The organism is Cognatishimia sp., assembly GCF_049116455.1.
GTDB lineage: Bacteria > Pseudomonadota > Alphaproteobacteria > Rhodobacterales > Rhodobacteraceae > Cognatishimia.
On the sequence record NZ_JAGDYW010000003.1, the window covers coordinates 947137 to 968242 of the forward strand.

Sequence of the window (21106 nt, forward strand, 5' to 3'; positions counted from 1 at the left end):
CACTCTCGGCCCCTAGACAGACCGCGCTATAGCGCTAGCTTTCCAACAGAAAGCAAAAGGTGTTGGCGTGTCTGTTAAAATCCACTGGTTCCGAAAAGATCTGCGGCTTGCTGACAATCCTGCGCTCTGCGCTGGAGGTCAGCCGCAAACCCTTGCGCTCTATATCCTTGACCCAAAAGAGCTCGCGCGCATGGGGGCAGCCAGTCAGCTTTGGCTGTTCCACAGCCTGACATCGCTCAACGCCTCACTGAATGGTCAATTGCACATCATTGAAGGTGCGGCTGAAGATGTTCTTTTGAACCTCATTCAGGTGCATGATGTCTCAGCTGTATCCTGGACACGGCGTTATGACCCACAGGGGGTAGCCACAGATCAAACTGCCATGTCTATGCTCAAAGCCAACAACATCACGGTCCACAGCACCAACGGCAGCCTTCTGTGGGAGCCCTGGCAAGTCAGCAAACCCGATGGCACGCCTTACAAAGTCTTCACACCGTTTTTCAAACGCGGCTGCCAGGCGGCCCCACCTCCGCGCACGACAATCTCAGCGCCCCAACTCGACCTGATCGCGCCTGCATCTCCGATTGAACCTGTGTTGCAAAACCTATTGCCGATCCGGCGATGGGATACATCAGTCATCCAATCATGGTCCCCCGGCGAGATCGGTGCAGGGGAGCGATTGACCTCCTTCATTGACCACCAACTGGATGGCTATAAATCAGCCCGCGATATCCCCAGACACAATGCCACCTCGCGCCTATCACCACATCTGCATTTTGGTGAACTCTCCCCTAATCAAATCTGGCAAGCTATCTCTGCCCTGCCCGCATCCACCGATCTTTCGCATTTCAAATCTGAACTGGCATGGCGTGAATTTTCGCATCACCTACTGTTTCGCAACCCTGATCTGGATCATCAAAACCTTAACCGGAAATTTGATGGTTTCCCTTGGGTGTCAGGCCCAGAGACACTGCAGCGCTGGCAGCAGGGGCAGACGGGCATACCCATTGTCGATGCTGGGATGCGAGAACTCTGGCAGACCGGGTACATGCACAACCGCGTGCGAATGATTGTTGCCTCGTTTCTGGTTAAAAACCTGCGCATCCATTGGCGGCACGGGTTGGCATGGTTCAACGACACGCTTTTCGATGCTGATCCCGCAAACAATGCCGCCAGTTGGCAATGGGTCGCCGGCTCAGGCGCAGACGCCGCGCCTTACTTCCGCATTTTCAATCCGGTCACTCAGGCGCAAAAATTTGATCCTGACGCGCATTACATCAAAACATACGTTCCGGAACTGGGGGAGCTACCGCCCAAACACGCCATTACTCCGTGGCTCGCACCTGCTGAAATTCGCGCCCAAATCTTGGGCGGCTATCCCGAGCCAGTTGTGGACCTAAAAGAATCAAGGCAACGCGCATTGGACGCCTTTGCAACGCTCTCTTAAACACGCATCACAAATGTTACCGCCAACGGTGCCGCAACCGTTATCGCCAACGGTCACACATCGTCGACCGTTAACGCTAACACACTGACAAAAAAGGTGTTTTTACTTTTTCTTGTTACGAGAGAGGTCTATACCAACCTCAACTTCAGGATCGAGCGAGGACACTCAGATGACCGTCACTGTTGGCATCAATGGCTTTGGCCGGATCGGACGCTGCACGCTGATGCATATCGCAGAAGCCGCACGCGAAGATGTACGCGTTGTAAAAGTAAATGCCACGGGCCCGCTTGAAACAGCGGCGCACTTGATCCGCTATGACTCTGTGCATGGTCGTTTCGCAAACAACGTGGAAGTCCAAAACGGCACCATGGATGTGGGCCAAGGCCCGATGCGCATGTTCTCGACCTATGACATGGACGAGCTGGACTGGACTGGCGTTGACGTGGTTCTGGAATGCACCGGCAATTTCAACGACGGTGAAAAAGCGGCCAAGCACCTAGAGCGTGGTGCAAAGAAAGTTCTGATTTCAGCGCCTGCCAAAAACGTTCAAAAGACCATCGTCTTTGGTGTGAACGACAATCTGCTCACAGCCAACGACAACATGATCTCGAACGGGTCCTGCACCACCAACTGTTTGGCGCCTCTGGCCAAAGTGCTGCATGAATCTATCGGCATCGAAAATGGCCTGATGACCACGATTCACAGCTACACAGGCGATCAGCCAACGCTGGACCGCCGTCACAAAGACCTTTATCGCGCGCGCTCTGCCGCCATGGCGATGATCCCAACGTCCACTGGTGCTGCAAAAGCACTGGGCGAGGTCCTGCCAGAACTCAAAGGTAAACTGGACGGCACATCGATGCGCGTTCCGACACCAAACGTGTCGGCGGTTGACCTGACTTTTGTCGCGTCCAAAGACGTCACCGTTGACGATGTGAATGCCATCGTGAAAGAAGCGGCTGAAACCTCTATGAAAGGCGTTCTAGGCTACGATCCGGAAGCCAAGGTATCGATCGACTTCAACCACACTACCGAAAGCTCAATCTTTGCCCCTGACCAAACCAAAGTGGTCGGCGGCCGCACCGTGCGCGTTTTGGCATGGTATGACAACGAATGGGGTTTCTCTTCACGTATGGCGGATGTGGCTGCTAAAATGGGTCAACTGATCTAAGCCAGCTTTTGGCCCCGCGAGGCCAAATCACGCACCAAATACAAACGCCCGGCTTATCAACGCCGGGCGTTTTACGTTTCATCTGGCAGATCACACCACCAAGTCCTGTCATTGAAAGTTGCGCGCCACCCCCCTCTCGGGCATACCAGAGCCAGACCAAAGACAACCAACCGGCAGATAAGAAAGGCGCACCCTATGACCAATTCCATTGCAGTGGGTCTCGGTGTTGTTGTGGTGCTTGCGGTTGGGGCCGATATGATCTGGCTTGATGGCGCAGCAGGCCTCTTTTTGGCCCGTAAATTCGCGCTCTTTGTCGAATGGCTCGCCTTCTGGCGTTAAGGTCACGCAAGGCCAATTCGTACTCAGGTCATAGACACCCGCATTGTCACCTCACCGTGTAAGGGTTCTTCCCAATTCAATCGCAGTTGATCGCCGTTTGTCCCTTGTTGCAAGTCAACATAAGGCACAGTCCAGCGGGTCTGATTGTTGCTGGTACGTAGTCGCCCCGTGGTGACCACCGACTCCACTGTACGCGCCTGTCCGCCAAACGGCAGTTGACCATCGGTGTTCACCGTCCATGCACTCGCGGCAGAATTCTGATCGTGGGACACCACTAACGGGTTGTAGATCGGCGTATCAATCTGATGATAGGTGTTACCTTCCACCCGGATGTTCTTGCCTTTGGCCATATTAAGCGAGGCAAAAGTTTCGTCCACTCGATCCACGCGATCAATATTGCCGTCCAGACTGCGGAATTTATTCCCACTCACGCTAAGGCCGCCAATGAAGTGATCCGTGCCATAGGGTTTGATCACCAAATACGAGAACCAAGGTGCCACATTTCCGCTAAGGAACAGGTTTTCATCCACGCTCAGTGCCGCAAAGGAAAATCCAGAGGTGAAATCAGGGTTTGCGTCATGTTCGTTGGTCCACTCGATGGAACAATTATCGACGTAATTGCCTGATATCGTTGTGGAACAGAAACCACTGGTGATCACAATCCCGGCCGTCCGTATGCCGGCAGTCTCGGTGTCACCCTGAAAGAAATGGTTGCCGATCACGGTGCTATTAGACCCGCCTAGCACCGCAAAATGCCGAAACTGCGTCGCGCGATTGTTGCGCAGCTTGACGTCATTTGCGTTGGTGTTCAGCACAATTGACGCGCGATCCTGAGAACGCATTGTCGCCTCGTTGGTCAGGAACTGACATCGGTCAATCAACATCCCCTGACACCCCAACCCGTGGCTGGTAATCCCCCGATCTCGTGGCCGAGTGATCCAGCTGTCGCGCACATGGAAAATCACACCTGAGGGTGGCAACAAAATACCGCTGGCTTTGCCGTTGCACAGCAAATCCACATGCGACAGTGAAAAGCGCGTCAGCTTATCAAAGCCCGAGAAATCCATGATGTATTTGAACCGCGTGAACGTATAGGTCTGGGTTCCACTGGCATCATATAGCGGCACACTCAGCTCGACCTCCTGGGTGGCATCGTTTTTGGCCTTCACATAGACCTCACGCCCAACACCGTTGCCTTCCACTAGAGACCCAACCTGCACATTGGCCACATTTGTCACGCCAGTCAGGAAGCGCGAATTGGATGTCGAATAGGTTGCAACCGAACTGACTTCATCAGACAGCCATTCGGTATCACCGGACACATAAAACTGCGCATTCAGAATATTGCGGCGTTGAGCATAGCTTGTGCGGTTTGGCACAATCGCCTGCATATCGATTGGCGACGTAATAGTGATCCGGCGGCCACCGCAATCTAGGGATTCATGATCCGAGTTGTTCAACAGCGATTGAAAAGCTTTCTCAAATGCCAACTGCTCATTGCCAAAGGCATCGATATAGGCTGGCAAATCAAAATTCTTGGTCAGGCTGAAAATCACTTCACGCGGCATGGTCACCGTGCCTTCAAACCGCACACGTTCAGTAAAAGTCATCCCACCGCTCAGCAGATACGTCCCAGCAGGAACAAGAACTGTGCGCCCATCGGCCGCCGCATTCGCAGCTTCAAAAGCTGCAGTGTCATCCGTTACCCCGTCGCCCCTCGCGCCGAAATCACGCACATCCACCATGGCCATCATATCCCGATGAAAGGCCGAAGTGATATCCACCACTTCAATGTCATCGATGCGTACGATACCCCCGGTCGCTCCGGACAGGTCTAGCCCAACATGCGCATAGATCGGTTCGGTCCCCCAGGCCATATCAACGCCGCCGCGTTGCCCTGACCCGATAATCGCTGTGACTTCTACAACTTCGCCATAAGCCGACATTGCCACGGTTGGTCCAATTTCTGGCAGCCCCTCAACATGGCCACTTGAGCCTCCCGCCCAGGCCGCAATTCGAACATTGGGTAATGCGCCACTCATAGCTTTGACGCGAGCTTTGATCTGCAGATAGCAACCGGGCAGCAAAGGCGTCTGACCCATATAGCGCAAATGCTGCGTGGCTTCGGTTTTTTGCAACTCCAGACAACCGCTGAAATCCGCATCTGCCGGAACAAAGGCTGCATTCACAGCACCATCATATGTGTTTGACCCCGGCGTTCCGTCACCGCTTGACCAAACATCTAAACCCGCACTGAAAGCGGGTGGCATCAACACCACACCATCCGTGATCGCTTTGTTCATCTGACATCCCTTTTCGTTGCCCAGCCTCGTGAGCTCCGACACATGCCGGCAGCCTCACATCGCTTGCGAAAAGGTAAAATGAATTAGATTAACCGCTCTTCAGAGCAGAGTACGTTGCCCTCGCATAGCACAAAAGGGGCCTATGCAGACGGCCCTAATGGGACAAACCGCACTCCATTGATGCGCCAAGTACCCGCGATTTGAATCATTTGATATTCCAATAGATGCGTCGCACCTGCTTGATCTTCAAACAGAACCTTCTGCCAATAAGCACCCTGTTCTTCGGTCAAATCAAAATAACGCACATCCGCTGGTGCAAGAACCATAGGATAGCCAGACCGCACCATGGTTTCAAACTGATCAGAGCTCCCAAACATCGTTTGAATATAAGGGCTTGCATACTCAAACGCCTGTCCAAAATCACCTCGTTCAAAGGCGGTAATTTGGGCATCAATGGTCGCGCGAATACCGTCTTGCTGCGCCATAGCCAACGTCGCGAACCAAATCAAAATCGATGCAAAAACCAAACGCATAGTCTTTCCTCCTCATTGAATGGCCGCACGATCCATTAAATCAGCCGGCCCTATCCTCCACAACATTGCCGAACTCTGGCGTTGCCAGCACAGCAGTCTTCTAGCAGATACTGCACCAATCCACCCATCGCTTCAAAGCGCACAAAATAGCGGATACTTCGAGATTCCCTCTCAGAGTGTACCAATCCGGCCTCTGTCAGCGCAGTCAGATGAAACGACGCGCGAGACGGAGCCGCGCCAATTTTTTCAGCAATATCGCCAGCACTCAGCCCAGTGTTGCCAGCCTCGACAAGGCACTTCACAACCCGTAACCGACTTTCATTCGACAGGGCCCCAAGGGCTTTCAACGCTTCTGCTTCGATCATATTTCAACAACTCTTGAAATGTTATGCTTCTCATGTAATATATTTCAAGAATCGTTGAAATGAAAGACCTGACCATGAAACTCAGCACACTTGTTACTCGGCTCGAGGCCGCGCCCGCGGATCTGCCGGTGATCTACTTCACAGATAAAACCGCCATTGGCGCGGGGTATCATCTGACCGAAATTAAAGCCGCTCAGGTCTCCGGCATCGATTGTGGCGGCAATATCAGCCATTTCCACGAAGTCGCTCTGCAGCTTTTGGACGGACAAATTGGTCGCCATATGAGCGTACAAAAGCTTGCTGGCATTCTGAAACATTCGCTCAAGGAACTGCCCGATCTCGATTGGGCAGACGTGAAAGTCGAGTTTTCGCCGGGTAACGAAGGGCTCCAAATCTTTTCGCTTGGCGAACCGGTAGTCACCGATTTTGAAATCCGCCTTCCATTGGTCCCAGCTGGCGCTGTCTGCAAACCCGCATTGGCCGCGGGCGCAACATGTGGCCCTGCAACATGTAAAACCCAAACGGCCTGTTGCTAACAAAAAGGGCAGCGTCCAGCGCTGCCCTTCTCTCTTTATTCAAATTGAACTGCTTAAACGAAATCGCCGTTCAAAGCCTTTTCAATCAAATCGATGGTCTCTTGCACGCCATAAAGCGCAATAAAGCCCCCAAACCGAGGCCCTTGAGAGGCGCCCAACAGCACTTCATAGATCGCAGAGAACCAAGCGCGCAGCGGATCAAATTCGTGGATTTTACCAATCGCAAATACCACGGACTGCAGGAATTCATCGCTTGTGAAATCAGCCTCTGGAAGTGGATCGTCATTGCCAACAATTTTGTTTTTCTCAGCAATGGCCGCCAAAGCCGCCTCTTCCGAGGACAGCGCCGTCGCCAAGGCTTGCAATGCTGCACGCTCCTGATCCGTCGGCGCGCGGAAGGTCTTGGTTGGCTTCACGAAGTCATGGAAATAGCGCACAGCAAAACCCGCCGCCGCATCCATGCCCGGATGGGTTTCTGGCGTCGCACCTGGCGCGTATTTATTGATGAAACCCCACATGGTTTCTGTGTCTTCCGCAGAAGACGCACTTGCCAGGTTCAACAACATCGAGAACGGCACAACCATATCAGACTGCGGAACATCCCCACCATGAATATGCCATACTGGGTTGTTCAGCTGCCCCTTCACGTCTTGCTTGTGATACGCATTCAGCTGCTGATGATACTCATCCATAGCTTTTGGGATCACATCAAAATGCATCCGCTTCGCCGTTTTAGGCTTCAGATACATGAAGTATGCAAGGCTTTCAGTTGATGCATAGGTCAGCCACTCGTCAATCGAGATACCATTGCCAGACGTCTTTGAAATCTTCTGACCATTGGAGTCCAGGAACAATTCATAAGTGAAATGCTCCGGCGCGCGATGGCCCAGAATCCGGCAAATGTTGTCGTAGATTGGCGTGTTGGTGGAATGGTCTTTACCATACATTTCAAAGTCCACACCCAGCGCCGCCCAGCGTGCACCAAAGTCAGGCTTCCACTGCAGCTTCACATTGCCGCCAGTCACAGGCAGGGTCCACTCTTTGCCGTCTTCATCATCAAAGGTGATGGTGTAAGTCTCGGCACAGACCTTTTTCATCGGCACGTAAAGCACACGGCCGGTTTCCGGGTGGATCGGCAGGAAGATGGAATAGCTCGCTGCGCGCTCTTCGCGCAGAGACTTGAGCATCACCGCCATGACCTCATCGTATCTATCAACGGCGCGCTTAAGCACCTCGTCGAACTGACCGGAGGCATAGAATTCTTTGGCCGAGTAGAATTCATACTTGAACCCAAAGGTATCCAAGAACCGGCGCAGCATGGCGTTGTTGTGGTGGCCAAAGCTTTCATATTCACCAAACGGGTCAGGCACCGAGGTCAGAGGCTTCTGCAGATGCTCCTGCATTGCTTCTGAATTGGGCACGTTGCCCGGCACTTTGCGCATACCGTCCAAATCGTCCGAAAAACAAATCAGCTTGGTCGGGATGTCTGAAATGACCTCAAACGCGGTCTGGATCATGGTTGTGCGCGCAACTTCACCAAAGGTGCCGATATGCGGCAGGCCGGATGGACCGTAGCCTGTCTCAAACAACACATATCCCTTCTCTGGCGGCTGCTTTTGATAGCGTTTGAGCACCCGGCGCGCTTCTTCAAAGGGCCAGGCTTTTGAACTCATCGCAGCATCGCGCAGATCAGACATTGTTTTCTCCAATAAATCGCCGCCCTACCCCATGCAGGAGCGACCGGCGTTAGTTAGTTCGCAAACGCAGCATGGTCAATCATTGTTGGGTCATCCAATCAGGAATTACGCTTGCCCGCATTGCCCCCGCGCCATATCGTAAGATCAATACAAGCGCTTAACAGAAAGCCAAGACTATGACGCAAGAAGCCCCACATCCATGGACCCCGCAGGACTGCCTTGTGGCTGTCATGGTGGCAATCTCCGCCTCTGATGAAAACATCCGCACAGCGGAGCTGATCAAAATTCAGTCAGCGGTGAACAATCTGCCGGTCTTTGCAAATTACGATATCGACCGGCTGACAGTGGTGTCACAGACGGTCTTTGATCTTTTTGAACAAGAAGATGGGCTGGCAGCGCTCTTTGGTCTTGTGCGGGACAATCTACCCGAAGAGCTCTTTGAAACGTCCTACGCGCTGGCTTGTGATGTGGCGGCTGCGGATGGAAAGATTCTGGAGCAGGAACTGCGGCTTCTGGAAGAAATCCGCTATGAGCTAGCGATAGATCGTTTGCATGCAGCGGCCATCGAGCGTGGCGCGCGAGCGCGGCATATGACGCTTTGATTGTTGGGGTTGGAGGGGCCTCGCCCCTCTTGGATTTTAGCCAATTCACCCCAAAGTATTTTCACAAGAAGAATGAGAGGGCGTGGCATTTTGTGGCCACGCCTTTTTTGTTAGCCGCGACCGCGATACGTCGGCACGCCTTGGTCCGGGATCCAGACATGCTCAAGTTCTGGACCGGTTTGGTAGAAGACATCAATCGGGATGCCGCCACGCGGGTACCAATAGGCACCAACGCGCAGCCATTTGGGCGCTAGCAGCTCTTCGATGCGTTTGCCGATGGTGACTGAACAATCTTCGTGGAACGCGCCGTGGTTGCGGAAGGAGCCCAAGAAAAGTTTCAGGGATTTACTTTCCACCAGCCAATCGCCCGGAACATAGTCAATCACGATATGCGCAAAATCAGGGGCCGCGGTCAGTGGGCACAATGAGGTAAACTCAGGCGCTGTGAACCGCACGGCGTAGTCAGTGCCTTTTTGCGGGTTTGGCACGCGTTCCATCACCGCTTCCTCGGGGGAGGTTGGCAGATCAGTTTTGCCGCCCAATTGGGTCAGGCCCGCGTAGATGCTTTCTTCAGCCATATCAGTGTCCTTTTCAAACGCCGCGTTTGTTGCCCCAGATCAGGACATGCAATTGCGGGAGGATTTTTGGGGCAAACCAATGGTCCGCCAAGGTTTTATCTATGAGCCACTCAAAGCGATCCATAATGCCCGTCATGTCGATTTCGGCATCTTCTGCATCTGGCGGTGGCGGAGTGTGGTTGCCCGGTTGAATGTAAACTGGCAGGTCGGGATAGCGCGCTGCGGCCTCTTTCGCCCAGGCATAGTCCGCATCGTCAAAGATAACGATTTTCAAGACGGTCTCAGCCTTGCCCGCATCCTTCACACAGGCATCAAACTTCTCCCAATCTACAGTCTCGCCAGACGAAGGAGGTTTGGGCGACAGGATCAGCGGGGCGAGTTCAGAGAACCATTGTCGCGTCACGGACCCTTGCGTTTCCAAAGCAAAACCGTAGCCCTTGGATTTGCCAAATGCGATCAGCGGGCCAAAATCCTGAATAGCCGGATTGCCGCCAGACAGCGAGACCGTCAGAGGTACGCCTCCCGAAAGACGTTCGATCTTTGCCCAGACCTCTTCGGTGGTCATCTTGGCCCAAGTGTGGCGGTATTCATTGTCGACCGCATGCAGGCTGTCACACCACGCGCAGCGATAGTCACAGCCCCCTGCCCGCACAAAGACGGTTGGCGCGCCAATGACAGCGCCTTCGCCCTGAATGGTCGGCCCAAATATTTCAGCGATACGCAGCATTACGGACGATATTCCGCCCAGATTTTTGGCGTCTCTTGGATTTTCACTGCACTGGTCTGGTGCCAACGTTCCTTGCACCAGTCATAGATCACTTTGCAGAGCCATTCAGTCGTGACATTTGGATGATCAAACACATCATTCAGATGCTTGTGATCCAAAGTGCCGTCGATCCAATCTTTCAGCGCATTCAGCTCTTTGAAATCAACAATGAAACCGGTTTTGTCGAGCGTCTCTGAGGCCAGCTCCAGCGTCACAATATAGTTATGACCATGCAACTGCGTGCAAGGGTGGCCTTCAGGCAGATCGGTCAGCTGGTGGCTGGCCGAGAAGTAGAATTCTTTGCCAATACGGTACATCAGGAGGCCTCCACCACAGATTTCCAATAATCAGGATCGGCGTAGTCTGTTGGATCTTCAACACCTGCAAGATGGAAAGCCTCGCGGCGTTCCACGCAGGTTCCGCAGCGCCCGCAATGTTTCTCGCCGCCTTTGTAGCAAGACCACGTGTCGGCAAAGGGCGTATTCACCTTTGCACCTTCCACGACGATTTCAGATTTCGGCACATGCACAAAAGGCGTGTAGAGTTTGACCTCCGCATAGCCTTCCAAAGCCGCATCCTGCATTTTCTGGAAAGCCTCGATGAAACCCGGACGGCAATCAGGATAGATAAAGTGATCGCCTCCATGCACAGCTGTTGCCACAGCCTCTGCATCCTTGGCCGCTGCCACACCAAAGGCCACCGCCAACATTATCGCATTGCGGTTCGGGACCACAGTCACTTTCATATTGTCTTCGGCGTAATGCCCATCCGGCACATCCAAGTCATCCGTCAAAGCCGAGCCAGACAGAAACGCGCCAATCGCCGTCATATCAATCAAGTCATGCGGTACACCAAGGCGCTCCGCTGCGCGGGCCGCATAGCCCACTTCTTTTTTGTGACGCTGCCCGTAATCAAACGAGATCAACCCCACCAATTCATATTCCGCTGCCACTTTATAAGCCAGCGACACGGAATCTAATCCGCCTGAGCAGATGACAAGAGTCTTCATATTTTGATCCTTGTTTTAGCAATCCGGGTAGGCTGCGACCGGTATCCGGGACCATCCCGAACGGGCGGCGTTTAGCAGGGGATTTTCACTATGAAAAGGGAAAATAGGCTTAGGCCGCGACCGGGCGCATAGTTGTGTGGCATTTTAGAATGTCGAGGTTTCAGAGGGCTTGCAGCTTTGTCAGCACCCACCCCATGCCAAGGCCTGCGAAACCTACAACCTCTGCAAAGCCTTAGCTTACATAAAGCGCCGCCCAGCGCTCGATCAGCTTTTGCTGAAGGATCTTGGCGCGCTTATTCCAGCTTTTTGCCCCCCTAGGCCGATCCCGCTGCGCGCGCGACAGACCCGCCCGGGTCTCGGTATCGGCCGAGAATATGGCGAAAGCGAGCTCCTGCCCAGACGGGGCCGTCATATAACCTGCAAGACCGCTTACAAAATTCAGGGTTCCGGTTTTGGCATTCACCGCAATCGGATGGTTCTTGATCGGCCGCCCCTTGGCGTCCTTCATTGCAAAACTGCGAAGGATCGGGTGAATCTGCGCTTTCTTTGCCAATATCGCCAGCGCTTTTGCCAGTTCATCTGACCGGATCCGCGATCGATCGCCAAGGCCCGAGTGATCCACGAACTTTGCGGTGTTGATCCCCAGAGTGGCCCGCGCCCAAACCTCCATCTCGCGACCAGAAGCCCGCAACGAAGCAGCATAAGTGCCCCGTGCACGGGTCGCGGCAAGACCAACCATTTCCGCGGTGATATTCGTTGAATAGCGCAGCATATCCTTCAGGATCGCAACCAATGGCGCGCTTTGCTCTGCGGCAAGCGCCTGCCCTGTTGGGCGGCTGGCTGTTTTCACAGGTGCGGGCATCGAAATCCCCTGCCCCTTGGCCAGCTCCCGCAAAACCTCACCTGCGTAAACTTCAGGCTGACGCATCGGCAACCAACGGCCCCCTTCATTGTTCAGAGCATGCCGTGAGACAGACCAATGATCGGTGCCATCCACATTAACATAGTCAAAGACCGGAGCCTTCCGTTCGCTTAGCGCAACCCTGGCAACCCGCACCGCTGGGCGATGCTTTTCACTGCGCGCTTCCATCGCGGTTTTGTACTGGCCATCGACCTTTTTCCAATCAAAATACACGCGATTGAAGTTCAAACAGATCCCTGAAACCGACGTTGCATAGCCCACATGTTTCGGCTGTCCCGGATCAATGGCTTCGACATAGGGCAGCGCGCCGCCGTAGACGACCAAACGCCCCTCGACACGTTTCAATCCATGTATGACCAATTGGCTGACCAACCGCGCAATGCCATCCGTGTTCAATGTCGGATCGCCACCGCCGACCAGCGCCAAATCACCTTTCAGAACGCCATCTTCAATCGGTCCGCTGGCCACGATCTTTGTGTCAAACCGGTGGTCCGGTCCCAGCTCGTCCAAAGCATATAAAGCCGTCACAGCCTTTGACACACTGGCCGGCGGCAGAGCCACACCAAATCCCGTTGTTTCCAGAATGCGCCCGCTGCCAAGCTCTGCAACAGTGAAGCTGACGGATCCACCCAACTTGGCCTCGGCGACCAATTCCTCAGGTGTCGCGATCGCGCCTTGTACGATACTTTTCGGACGCAGTTTCGGTCTTAACGATGTAAGCGGAGCGTTCGCCCACAACGGCGTGGCGACAGCACTGGCCAAGCCAGCCAAAAGAAAACGTCTTGAAGGCAAATTCGACATGGCGCGACTGTACGATTTCGCACAGCGAAGGCAAGCGCATGCAGCGAATTTTCACTGAAAATTCAACACCTGTTAGGCAGATCTATTCCTTGCCGGGGACGTCCCATTTCCCCGCCGCCCTGATCTGGGTCGAACTGAGGCTGCTCATCGGGACATTGGCAAAACACCACGCAGGTGCAGGCGTCGTTGCCAATATCTGACTGTGACGCCCCTTGATCTGGTAATCGCGGTACACATCAGCAGCCTTCGCGGTACGCGCGGCAATCCGGTCCCCCGGACGCGCCAATACGCCGACAGGCACCGTATCCATAATCAATCGCCAGTCTTTCCAATGATGAAACTGCGCCAGATTATCCGCCCCCATCAGCCACACAAAGCGCACTCCGGGATAGCTGGCCTTCAGGCGCAAAACCGTTTCTGCCGTATACCGCGTCACGGCTCGTGCCTCAAAATCGCTGATCGTCACCCGCGGGTGCTGCATGATCTCTTCCGCCGCCTGCATCCGCCGCGCAATCGCCGCGGGACCACGTTCTTTCAACGGATTACCGGGGCTCACGAGCCACCAGACCCGATCCAGATTGAACCGCTTCAGCGCCTCCAGCGTGATATGCACATGGCCCTGATGCGGCGGATCAAACGACCCGCCAAGCAAACCCACGGTCATGCCCGGTTCTAAATGTGTCACGCGCTTTCTCATAGGCGCAATAGAATCCGCCGCCACGCGATTGTCCAGCCCAAAACCGGCTTGACCGCGCGCGTATAGTTGACTTATGTCAACAACATGAAAGATCAGGATATTCAACGCATTAGGCGCTTTAACCGCGCGGTGACCGCAAAACTCGGGGTTTTGGACAGCTCTTTTCTGGGCCGTGGACGCCCCTTGGGCGTGGCCCGTGTCATCCATGCGATTGGCCATTTCGGCAGCGACATTGGTATGATCCGCACTCAATTGGGGCTGGATAAAGCTGTGCTCAGCCGGATGCTCAAAGGCTTAGAGGCCGAAGGGCTGATCACTTTCCGCTCGGATACCCAAGATGCCCGCAAACGCCATGCCGACCTGACGGACAAAGGCCGCACCGAGTTTAACGCCTATGATGCGCTCTCTGATGACCACGCCTCTGCGCTGCTGGCGGGCCGCCCGCAGGCCGAACAGCTGCTGAGCGCCATGGACCTGATCGCTTCCGCCTTCACGCGCGACCATGTAAAGGTCACCCTCATGGATCCACGCGCGGCCCAGAGCATCACCTGTCTGGAAAGCTACTACGCAGAACTCGAAGCGCGGTTTGAACGAGGGTTTGATGTCTCTCTCTCCCGCGACCCGGAAGCCACAAATATGATGACGCCTTTGGGAGCGTTCTATGTGGCCATGTCCGATGGTGTACCGCTGGGCTGCTGCGGGTTGAAGGGTGTTGGAACGGAAGTGGCAGAGATCAAACGGCTTTGGGTCAGCCCCGCCGCCCGCGGGATGGGGCTGGCGCAAAGGTTGCTGACAGAATGCGAGGTCGCTGCGCGCGAGCTAGGCATCACCACACTGCGACTAGATACAAACTCCGCCCTGCCCGAGGCGGAACAGCTTTACCGCAAAACCGGCTGGACGCAGATTGAGCGGTTCAATGATGATCCCTACCCGGATTTGTTTTTCGAAAAACCGGTGCCGGTGGGGTAAAACCCCACCCTACGTATTTTCGAAACGGCGCGTTCATCCTCCGTAGGGTGGGGTTCCACCCCACCATCCCACATATCAACGTAGGCCGGGCTTCAGCCCGGCACCCATCCGGCCAACGTTACAAAGCCGAGCTAAAGCCCGGCCTACGCATGTTGTTGGTCTGACATCCCCACAAAGGGCGGCGCCTGACCCTGGGTGGGCGCGAAGCGATTACACAACGATCTGTAATTGCGGCCATTCCGCACAACCAAAAAGGGTTTCAATAAAATCAACAACAACTTAGACTGGATCCAATTTCAAATTCAAAAGATTCATGGATGGCTTAAGATGAGAACCGCTGCAAGATTCCAAGCATTCCAACCCAATGGAAGTAACTTAAATTTTGAATTTGTTGAAGATAGAGTAAACAGCTGGATTGCAACAACTTTTTGCAAGGTCGAAGGCAGCTACAAAATCGCAAAGACAGGTGAGCCGGCGAGAGTCACCAGAAAAACTGAAGAACTCAAAGACAGTAAACTTCTTAGAGTGAACACTCTCCAGCGCCATCGTGAATATCAGATTGGAACGAATACTTTTGTCTTGGAAGACACTGACGGTATCCACATCGAAATTGATATCGGAGCCGGAAACCCAAATGGTATCCTTGCTCGGCCATACATAAACGTCCAAGCACCGGCATTCTATAAGTCTCTTTTAAATGAAACTGGCGGATGGCATTATCGTCAGAACGCAGACAAATTGTTTCCCAAGGTCTTTACCGTCGACACAGATGACGACGTAGAACTTCTCGCACGGCTCATAGAAGACGGTCGTAGAAGACTCCCGGTTTATGTTGTTTCTCAGTCGGATGGCAGGGAATTGGTCACCGGTTTGTCCAACAGGTTGAAATTTTCGGCCACAGGACTAGCGCACGTTTGCTCGATTTCAGAGGATGCAAGTTGGAGCCTATCCGAACGGCTTGGAAACGAGTGGTCTGTATATGGGGCAGCCATACGTTTGTACTGGCCTAATCTTGATAAGACCGATTCACCATTTCGGCACAAACTATGGACGTCAGCCAACTTCCGTAACCTGGACCTAAGCCAAGAAAACTCAGACTGGAAGCTTGGGAAAATTATCGCTAGGCCAGTTATAGACATTTCAAGCTTGGTTCCGCGCGCAAAACCCATTTTATCCTTTCAAAGAGCATACAGGGAACATGCCTTCGAAGCTGTAAAAAAGGCTACCGAAGAGCTCAGAGACGACTCGAAGCTTGCTGAAATTTACGCTTCCGAAAATGACGAGCTTCGAGAAGAGAACGAAAGCTTAAGAACCGACAACGAAAATCTGTCGGCTCAATTGGAGCACTTGCTAACCAGCTCTCGGAGTTCGGATGCCATTGAAGAGCCAGAGGATGAATACACAAATTTAAAAGAAGCAATTGAAGATGTGCGAAAAATATCTGGTGATCACCTCAAGTTTCCCGACCAGTTAGACGATCAACTTTCGTCGATTACAGAAGTTCCGACTCTAACTCACAAAATCCGATCTCACTTAGTCGCATTGTACGATCTCGCACGGACTTTGAAAGGAAACAAAGGTCGGATTGGGAAAGATATTGTGCAATGGCTCGAAGAAAAGGGATGTAGCTGTAGCGGCGAAAGTCAAACCAGAGCAAACGCCGGATTGCATACCTTTTTGATTGAAGGGGTTTCAAAAGAATTCGACCTTCACACTAAAGTAACGGATGGGACATCACCCGATAAATGTGTTCGAATATATTTCAAACCAGCTGATGACTACTCTTGCATCGAAATCGGCATGATCGGCTCAAAAAAGCTACTGTAATTGAACGCTCAAAGCCCTCCCCATTTGCCATCCCCCACCCCATCCGCTATCACACGCTCCAACGCGCACGCGCGCATCAGAATCCCCTAATTTCCGGAGCCCGACATGGCAGCTTATCAGTACGTCTATCACATGCAGGGGGTCTCCAAGACCTACCCCGGCGGCAAGAAATGTTTTGAGAACATCCACCTCTCCTTCCTGCCCGGCGTGAAAATCGGTGTGGTCGGTGTCAACGGCGCGGGTAAATCCACGCTGATGAAAATCATGGCCGGCCTTGATAAGGATTTCACCGGTGAGGCCTGGGCCGCAGAAGGCGCCAAAGTTGGCTACCTGCCGCAAGAACCAAAGCTCGACGAAACCCTGACCGTACGTGAAAACGTCATGCTGGGCGTGGCTGATAAAAAGGTCATTCTTGATCGCTATAACGAGCTGGCGATGAACTACTCGGACGAGACCGCCGAAGAGATGGCCAAGCTGCAAGACGATATCGATGCGCAGAACCTCTGGGATCTGGACAGTCAGGTGGATGTCTCTATGGAAGCCCTGCGCTGCCCACCGGATGACGCGAAAATCTCTGACCTTTCCGGTGGTGAGGCCCGTCGTGTTGCGCTCTGCAAGCTGCTACTGGAAGCCCCAGACATGCTGCTGCTCGATGAACCGACCAACCACTTGGACGCGGAAACCATCGCTTGGCTGCAACAGCACCTGATCGACTACAAGGGCACCATCCTTTGTGTGACCCACGACCGCTATTTCCTCGACGATATCACCAGCTGGATTCTGGAACTCGACCGCGGCAAAGGCATCCCTTACGAGGGCAACTATTCCGCGTGGCTGGAACAGAAAGCCAAACGTCTGGCGCAGGAAGCGCGCGAAGACAAATCCAAGCAGAAAACGCTGGAACGCGAACTTGAATGGATGCAGCAGGGCCAGAAAGCCCGTCAGGCGAAATCCAAAGCGCGTATCGCGGCCTATAATGAGATGGCCGGTCAGTCCGAACGCGAAAAGGTCGGTCGTGCACAGATCGTTATCCCGAATGGTCCGCGTCTGGGCAGCAAGGTGATCGAGGTCGAAGGTCTGTCCAAACACTATGGCGACAAGCAGCTGATCGAAGGGCTGGAGTTCTCTCTGCCACCGGGCGGTATTGTCGGCGTGATCGGCCCCAACGGCGCCGGTAAATCCACACTGTTCAAAATGCTGACCGGTCAGGAACAGCCGGACGCTGGTTCCGTCACCTATGGCGACACTGTGAAACTGTCTTACGTTGACCAGTCCCGCGATGATCTGAACGACAAAGACACCGTTTGGGAAGCGATTTCCGGCGGGTCCGAAATCATCGAGCTGGGCGACGCGCAGGTCAACTCCCGCGCCTATTGTTCGTCGTTTAACTTCAAAGGCGGCGATCAGCAAAAACCGCTGAACCTGCTGTCCGGTGGTGAACGCAATCGCGTGCACATGGCGCGTCTCTTGAAAGAAGGCGGCAACGTATTGCTGCTCGACGAACCGACCAACGACCTCGACGTGGAAACCCTGCGGGCGCTGGAAGACGCGCTTGTCGATTTCGCCGGCTGCGCGGTTGTGATCTCTCACGACCGTTTCTTCCTCGACCGGATTTGTACACACATGCTGGCCTTCGAAGGCGAAGCACATGTGGAGTGGTTTGAAGGCAACTTTGAAGACTACGAAGAAGATAAGAAGCGTAGGCTTGGCGCGGATGCGCTGGAGCCTAAACGCTTGAAGCATAAGAAATTCACCCGCTAAGGGTGGGTTGCTTGGGATTGCCGTTTGAGTTCAAGGAGTGCACGGAAGCGTTTCGGTAAATCTGAAACGCGGGCGCACCCCGTTGCGAAGGCGCAACAACGGTTTTTGCCGAAGCGCTTGGAGCATAAGAAGTTTACGCGGTAAGATTTTGGGGCGGTCCTGATTGGGGTCGCCTTTTTTATTAGGAAGTTCAATGCAGTCTATTAGAGAACGAATTGACAAAGAGTTTGCGGGAATTTTACCGTACCACGAGATATTTTATCTGAATGCTATCAGAAATGCGGCTTCCAAAAGTATCCGGCACTACAATGATTTTCTAGCCGGGAATTTGGAGACACATACCGCCGACGCGGCATGTTACGAATTTTTCTCAGCAGTAACGCAAGCTGCTAGTGTTTCTTCGTTTTTTTGGCCAAACCCGAGGAATGAAAAACTTCAGGTGAGAGGACAGACACTTCGTCAGTCATTTGATCCGCTATCGGTTGCTAGAATAAAAGACCGAAAACTGAGGCACAGCATTGTCCATTTGGACGAACGCTTGGACAAATTCTGTGCAAGCGAAACATACGGAGAACTCATCGATGGTTTTATTGGATCTGTCGATAAAGTATCCGCGCCACACCAAAAAATCCTACGCCTTGTTGATCCAATCAACAAAATTGCCATTCTTCATGGCTACGAATTCAAATACACCGGATTCTTTGAAAGTATTGCGCAAATCGGACAAGACGCGATTGAAATGATTGAGGCTGGCGGCCGTCTGCGAAAAGAAAAATCTGGTGAATCGTAGGGTGGGTTTCCAACCCACCATCCGCCGCCGCAACCCTCTCGCATCGGTGGGGTACCCCCCCCTACACCCCGCGTAAATGCACCGTAGAATATGGCCAATCTTCGGGGCGTTCCACAAACCCATGTTTCACCGGATTGATATGGCAATACTCCACATATGCGCGGAACTCGTCTTCGTTGCGGATGTGGTGTTCCCAAAACCGGCGTTGCCAGACGGCGCTTTCCCGTTTCGTTTCGCGTAGGCCGGGCTTCAGCCCGGCAAATCTGCCATTTCGGACAACGGGGAACGTGGTTGGCGGGCTGAAGCCCGCCCTACGGAGCTTCATTGTAAACCGCGCTTTCATCGCGCCAATCCGCACGCCTAAATCACAATCCCCTTCCGGCAAGGTCCAAACGAAATGCATGTGATCCGGCAAAACCACCCACGCATCGATTTGAAACAGGCGAACTGACCTCATCTCAAAGACAGATTCTCTTAAAAGATCAATGTGATCTACAAGCAATGACGAGCCACGGAGGGCTAAAACAACGGTGCAGAACACAGTCGCTCCAGGGATTTTTGGGCGGATATAATCTGACATGCGACCAACATGACTCGGCGTGGTTAATGAAATGTTGTACATGCCGGGCTGAAGCCCGGCCTACGATATTTCCGCACCAATTTGATCCCCATCAAATCGCGCGCACCACAACCCCGCTACGCTGCAATCAGACTTCACTGAATGGAGAACTCTCATGGGTCACACCCCACATGAACTGGCGGCAGAATTTCCAGAACACGCTCTAAAACTCTCAGAGCTCAAACAAGCCAACCCGCATTTCGCGCGGCTGGCGGATGATTACCACGACGTGAACCGCGCCGTGCATCGCGCAGAAACCAATGTGGAACCGGTTGAGGAGTTGGCTGAAGTAGAGCTGCGCAAGAAACGCGCGGCCCTGAAAGATGAGATCTACCGGATGCTCACCACCTAACCCAACCGCAAGGAGCACCGTAGGGCCGGTTCGCACTTCACCCACCCAGATGGCGACCCAGCTCTACGGAATTCTATAGGCCTTGCCAAATCCCGCATTCAGCAACCCGTCTTTCACCTTAAATCGCACAAAGTGGAAATCCGCGAAATCCACGTAGAGCTTCGCCTTGGGCCGTTGCTCTAAATACTGCGCGCGCAGCGCAACATGCGCCTCGCTGCCCTGCTCTACAAACTCCGCCGCGCAATGCAAAGTCAGCCGTGGATGGGTCAGCGGATCGCCTTTTTCGCCCGGCTCCCCGATCAAAAGCGCACAGGAGCGTGCGTTGCGTAAAGCCTTTGTATGTAAAGATAAATCAGAGATTAAAGCGACAGGGACATTGTCCTTATCCACGGCTAAGGCCACGCGTGTCACAGAAGGCGTGCCATCCTCTCGACTTACAGCCAAGGCCGCATGGCTCGCTGTCATAAGCCGCGCGATGATGGCGCGGGCTTCGTCATCTATTGCTCGAAATGGATCCTTGGGCGTCATATTGTTTGGCTAGCAGGTCATATCCCGCAAGCCAAGGGATGCACAAACTTCACGCCCAAGTCAGGTGCTGGTTTAGTCGGCCAGAATAAAGGTCACTTTCAGTGTGACACGGTATTCACTGATTTTGCCGCCATCGATGACAACCTTTTGGTCTTGGACCCAAGCGCTTGTGACGTTCTTCAGAGTTTTGGTGGCGCGGGCAACGCCCACATCCAATGCATCGTCAAAGCTTTTCGGGGAAGAGGCGATAATTTCGGTTACGCGTGCGACAGACATATAGATCTCCTGTTGAATGTTCTCCTAACAAGTACTGCGTCGCCACAAGGCAGATCACGGGAAAGTCGGCCCGGCTTTCCCCGCGCCCTAAGTCAAGCACATCTGCTCACGAGCGCGCCAAATATCTGAAACATCTCTGGTTCCGACGTGCCAACACCCCCACGTCGATGGCAGAGAGGAGACCAAGATGCCTAACCAAGACCCGAAAAAACACCCCG

General features: G+C 53.5%; 23 protein-coding genes. 10 read left to right on the top strand and 13 right to left on the bottom strand.

Annotated features, from left to right (window positions below; genetic code table 11):
- Positions 1-67 precede the first annotated feature (67 nt).
- The 3 genes from JXQ85_RS09680 (at position 68) to JXQ85_RS09690 (ending at position 2957) form a co-directional block, all read left to right on the top strand.
- Positions 68-1447, top strand: coding sequence for a cryptochrome/photolyase family protein (locus JXQ85_RS09680; RefSeq protein WP_421748695.1), 1380 nt, complete (start codon positions 68-70; stop codon positions 1445-1447).
- Between the two features lie 169 nt (positions 1448-1616).
- Positions 1617-2618, top strand: a complete 1002-nt coding sequence (gene gap, locus JXQ85_RS09685; protein WP_421748696.1) for a type I glyceraldehyde-3-phosphate dehydrogenase — start codon at positions 1617-1619, stop codon at positions 2616-2618.
- 195 nt (positions 2619-2813) lie between these two features.
- Positions 2814-2957: a glyceraldehyde-3-phosphate dehydrogenase gene (locus JXQ85_RS09690; protein ID WP_421748697.1), complete on the top strand. Its 144-nt coding sequence runs from the start codon at positions 2814-2816 to the stop codon at positions 2955-2957.
- 23 nt (positions 2958-2980) lie between these two features.
- Here the strand turns inward: JXQ85_RS09690 and JXQ85_RS09695 are convergent, their stop codons facing one another.
- The 3 genes from JXQ85_RS09695 to JXQ85_RS09705 all read right to left on the bottom strand — a co-directional run bounded on the left by JXQ85_RS09695 (position 2981) and on the right by JXQ85_RS09705 (position 6158).
- The gene (locus JXQ85_RS09695; RefSeq protein ID WP_421748698.1) at positions 2981-5260 is read right to left on the bottom strand and encodes a glycosyl hydrolase family 28-related protein; all 2280 of its coding nucleotides are present in this window, start codon (positions 5258-5260) and stop codon (positions 2981-2983) included.
- Positions 5261-5400: 140 nt separating this feature from the next.
- Positions 5401-5793, bottom strand: a complete 393-nt coding sequence (locus JXQ85_RS09700) for a DUF4864 domain-containing protein (protein WP_421748699.1) — start codon at positions 5791-5793, stop codon at positions 5401-5403.
- Positions 5794-5843: 50 nt separating this feature from the next.
- Positions 5844-6158, bottom strand: a complete 315-nt coding sequence (locus JXQ85_RS09705) for an ArsR/SmtB family transcription factor (RefSeq protein WP_421748700.1) — start codon at positions 6156-6158, stop codon at positions 5844-5846.
- A 59-nt stretch (positions 6159-6217) separates the two neighbouring features.
- Here JXQ85_RS09705 and JXQ85_RS09710 point away from each other — a divergent pair, with 59 nt between their 5' ends.
- A complete protein-coding gene (locus JXQ85_RS09710) occupies positions 6218-6694 on the top strand; it encodes a DUF6428 family protein (RefSeq protein ID WP_421748701.1) in 477 nt (158 codons plus the stop codon).
- 53 nt (positions 6695-6747) lie between these two features.
- Here the strand turns inward: JXQ85_RS09710 and JXQ85_RS09715 are convergent, their stop codons facing one another.
- On the bottom strand, positions 6748-8391 hold the full coding sequence (locus tag JXQ85_RS09715) for a lysine--tRNA ligase (protein WP_421748702.1): 1644 nt from the start codon (positions 8389-8391) through the stop codon (positions 6748-6750).
- 176 nt (positions 8392-8567) lie between these two features.
- Here JXQ85_RS09715 and JXQ85_RS09720 point away from each other — a divergent pair, with 176 nt between their 5' ends.
- Complete coding sequence (locus JXQ85_RS09720) at positions 8568-8993, top strand: tellurite resistance TerB family protein (RefSeq protein ID WP_421748703.1); 426 nt, start codon at positions 8568-8570, stop codon at positions 8991-8993.
- A gap of 110 nt (positions 8994-9103) precedes the next feature.
- On the opposite strand, the gene queF is transcribed toward JXQ85_RS09720, so the two are convergent.
- The 6 genes from queF to JXQ85_RS09750 all read right to left on the bottom strand — a co-directional run bounded on the left by queF (position 9104) and on the right by JXQ85_RS09750 (position 13766).
- Positions 9104-9571, bottom strand: coding sequence for a preQ(1) synthase (gene queF, locus JXQ85_RS09725; RefSeq protein ID WP_421748704.1), 468 nt, complete (start codon positions 9569-9571; stop codon positions 9104-9106).
- A gap of 13 nt (positions 9572-9584) precedes the next feature.
- Positions 9585-10298, bottom strand: a complete 714-nt coding sequence (queE, locus tag JXQ85_RS09730; protein WP_421748705.1) for a 7-carboxy-7-deazaguanine synthase QueE — start codon at positions 10296-10298, stop codon at positions 9585-9587.
- On the bottom strand, positions 10298-10654 hold the full coding sequence (gene queD, locus JXQ85_RS09735) for a 6-carboxytetrahydropterin synthase QueD (RefSeq protein WP_421748706.1): 357 nt from the start codon (positions 10652-10654) through the stop codon (positions 10298-10300). Before queD ends, queE begins: the two co-directional genes overlap by 1 nt.
- The gene (gene queC, locus JXQ85_RS09740; RefSeq protein ID WP_421748707.1) at positions 10654-11346 is read right to left on the bottom strand and encodes a 7-cyano-7-deazaguanine synthase QueC; all 693 of its coding nucleotides are present in this window, start codon (positions 11344-11346) and stop codon (positions 10654-10656) included. The genes queD and queC overlap by 1 nt, the downstream gene beginning before the upstream one ends.
- Before the next feature lie 232 nt (positions 11347-11578).
- The gene (gene dacB, locus JXQ85_RS09745; RefSeq protein ID WP_421748708.1) at positions 11579-13039 is read right to left on the bottom strand and encodes a D-alanyl-D-alanine carboxypeptidase/D-alanyl-D-alanine endopeptidase; all 1461 of its coding nucleotides are present in this window, start codon (positions 13037-13039) and stop codon (positions 11579-11581) included.
- A gap of 112 nt (positions 13040-13151) precedes the next feature.
- Positions 13152-13766 carry a nicotinate-nucleotide adenylyltransferase gene (locus JXQ85_RS09750; RefSeq protein WP_421749050.1) on the bottom strand — a complete coding sequence of 205 codons (615 nt, stop codon included), beginning with the start codon at positions 13764-13766 and terminating at the stop codon, positions 13152-13154.
- Positions 13767-13850: 84 nt separating this feature from the next.
- Between JXQ85_RS09750 and JXQ85_RS09755 the strand changes: the two genes are divergently transcribed.
- The 4 genes from JXQ85_RS09755 to JXQ85_RS09770 all read left to right on the top strand — a co-directional run bounded on the left by JXQ85_RS09755 (position 13851) and on the right by JXQ85_RS09770 (position 19113).
- A complete protein-coding gene (locus JXQ85_RS09755; protein ID WP_421748709.1) occupies positions 13851-14735 on the top strand; it encodes a bifunctional helix-turn-helix transcriptional regulator/GNAT family N-acetyltransferase in 885 nt (294 codons plus the stop codon).
- A gap of 327 nt (positions 14736-15062) precedes the next feature.
- Positions 15063-16562 carry a hypothetical protein gene (locus JXQ85_RS09760; protein WP_421748710.1) on the top strand — a complete coding sequence of 500 codons (1500 nt, stop codon included), beginning with the start codon at positions 15063-15065 and terminating at the stop codon, positions 16560-16562.
- 105 nt (positions 16563-16667) lie between these two features.
- Entirely contained in the window at positions 16668-18323 is a 1656-nt protein-coding gene (ettA, locus tag JXQ85_RS09765) for an energy-dependent translational throttle protein EttA (RefSeq protein ID WP_421748711.1), read from the top strand.
- A gap of 193 nt (positions 18324-18516) precedes the next feature.
- Positions 18517-19113, top strand: coding sequence for a hypothetical protein (locus JXQ85_RS09770; protein WP_421748712.1), 597 nt, complete (start codon positions 18517-18519; stop codon positions 19111-19113).
- A 61-nt stretch (positions 19114-19174) separates the two neighbouring features.
- Here JXQ85_RS09770 and JXQ85_RS09775 read toward each other — a convergent pair whose 3' ends face one another.
- On the bottom strand, positions 19175-19735 hold the full coding sequence (locus JXQ85_RS09775; protein ID WP_421748713.1) for an REP-associated tyrosine transposase: 561 nt from the start codon (positions 19733-19735) through the stop codon (positions 19175-19177).
- Positions 19736-19847: 112 nt separating this feature from the next.
- Here JXQ85_RS09775 and JXQ85_RS09780 point away from each other — a divergent pair, with 112 nt between their 5' ends.
- Complete coding sequence (locus tag JXQ85_RS09780; RefSeq protein ID WP_421748714.1) at positions 19848-20084, top strand: YdcH family protein; 237 nt, start codon at positions 19848-19850, stop codon at positions 20082-20084.
- Between the two features lie 63 nt (positions 20085-20147).
- On the opposite strand, the gene JXQ85_RS09785 is transcribed toward JXQ85_RS09780, so the two are convergent.
- Together JXQ85_RS09785 and JXQ85_RS09790 are read right to left on the bottom strand one after the other, a co-directional pair.
- Positions 20148-20612: a HugZ family protein gene (locus JXQ85_RS09785; protein WP_421748715.1), complete on the bottom strand. Its 465-nt coding sequence runs from the start codon at positions 20610-20612 to the stop codon at positions 20148-20150.
- A 72-nt stretch (positions 20613-20684) separates the two neighbouring features.
- Entirely contained in the window at positions 20685-20888 is a 204-nt protein-coding gene (locus JXQ85_RS09790; RefSeq protein ID WP_421748716.1) for a dodecin family protein, read from the bottom strand.
- Positions 20889-21106 lie beyond the last annotated feature (218 nt).